Genomic DNA, 1403 nt, shown 5'->3' with positions numbered 1-1403 from the left:
GCCCATGCCACCGCCACCGCCCATCCCGCCGAATGGACCGCCGCCCATTCCCCCGGCGCCGCCCGCGTCGCCGGCGTCGAAGCCGTGTTTCTCGGCCTGCTCGTAGCGGTCGTGACCCATCTGATCGTAGGCCTCGCGCTTCTCCTCGTCGGTCAACACCTGTTTGGCCTTCTGGATCTTCTTGAACTTCTCCTCGGCATCGGGGTCGTCGCTGACGTCCGGATGGTACTCGGTGGCCTTCGACCGATACGCCTGTTTTATCTCCTCGGTAGACGCGTCGGGGCTCACGCCGAGAACGTCGTAGAAGTCCTCGCTCATTCGTTGTTCACCCGATAATCGGTTGAGACACTTGAAACGAACGTTCCGGACGTACCTTTTTCCGCCTCGGGTTCGCTCGCGGTGCTTGCTCACCGCTCTCTGCTCGCGGGCCGAAGGCCCGCTCGCACGGCTCGAGGGACGCCTCATGTCCCTCGTTGGGCGCAAAAATCTACGCTAAAAAGGCCGCTCGCTCGCTGCGCTTGTTCGCGGTGCTGCAATTGCAATCCAACCGCAGCGGGAACTCCTTGGGCTGTACTTACCGCAGAGGATACAACCCTATTATGGTCTAAGAATTTTAATAGAAACGGCTAGAAATAACCTACCTCTTCTGAGCCGTCTCGCACCCGTAAACTTGTTTCAAGCCCTCTCCATCTTGTTGATTGTACCAGAGGCTCACGCTGATGGATGACCCCTTTTGACACTCCCCAGAGTGGTCGCCAGCACCTGTCTGGGGGTCCCAGGAAAACATCACAGGTTTTCTGTCGTCAATAGTAACCGTGATCGTCGCAGGAGTTCCTTCGATTACCCAATTTTCGTCGCCAGTATTTGGATCGAGGTCGAACTCTTCCTTGAATATCGTTTCATCGTTTTCGTTCGTAACAGTAGCTGCGAAGACATGCTGTTCATCACTACCGTTATACATATCCAGGTTGTGTCGAGGGGTGTTTTTACTGGCGAGAGCAGAACAACCAGCGAGGGTTGCGCTAGAGAGGGTACCTATTGAAGCGAGTAGGGACCGACGAGTGTACATGTAATACTCATATACAATATAGCACAAATATATTCCTATCTATAGAGTCCCAAATAAAAGATCTATGTATAGACACAGTAGTTCGAGCCGGTCTCGTCGACGCGCTCGAGCACACGTATGGCCGAGCGTTCGAACGGAGTCGAGATCGGGATCGACGCCGGAATCGTTAGACTACGTCTGACGGGGCGGCGAAGACTCGTTACTCGTCGTCTTCGACCTCGTCCTCGTCGAAGTTCACGTCCTCGAAGTCGGCGTCGACGAACTCTTCACCCTCGCCGTCGGCAGCGCTCGCGTCGGGGCCGGGGTTCGGGCCGCCGCCCATGCCGCCGGGGCC

The 1403-nt window shown here is 56.5% G+C and carries 2 protein-coding genes; both read right to left on the bottom strand.

Annotated elements, in window-relative coordinates; genetic code table 11:
- A partial coding sequence (locus tag PGX04_RS15440) for a DnaJ domain-containing protein (protein ID WP_273739320.1) occupies positions 1 to 318 on the bottom strand: 318 nt, incomplete at its 3' end.
- 319 nt (positions 319 to 637) lie between these two features.
- Positions 638 to 961: a hypothetical protein gene (locus tag PGX04_RS15435; protein WP_273739318.1), complete on the bottom strand. Its 324-nt coding sequence runs from the start codon at positions 959 to 961 to the stop codon at positions 638 to 640.
- Positions 962 to 1403: the final 442 nt, after the last annotated feature.

The organism is Natrinema soli (genome assembly GCF_028618695.1).
This window is presented reverse-complemented; position numbering and strand designations above follow the sequence as displayed.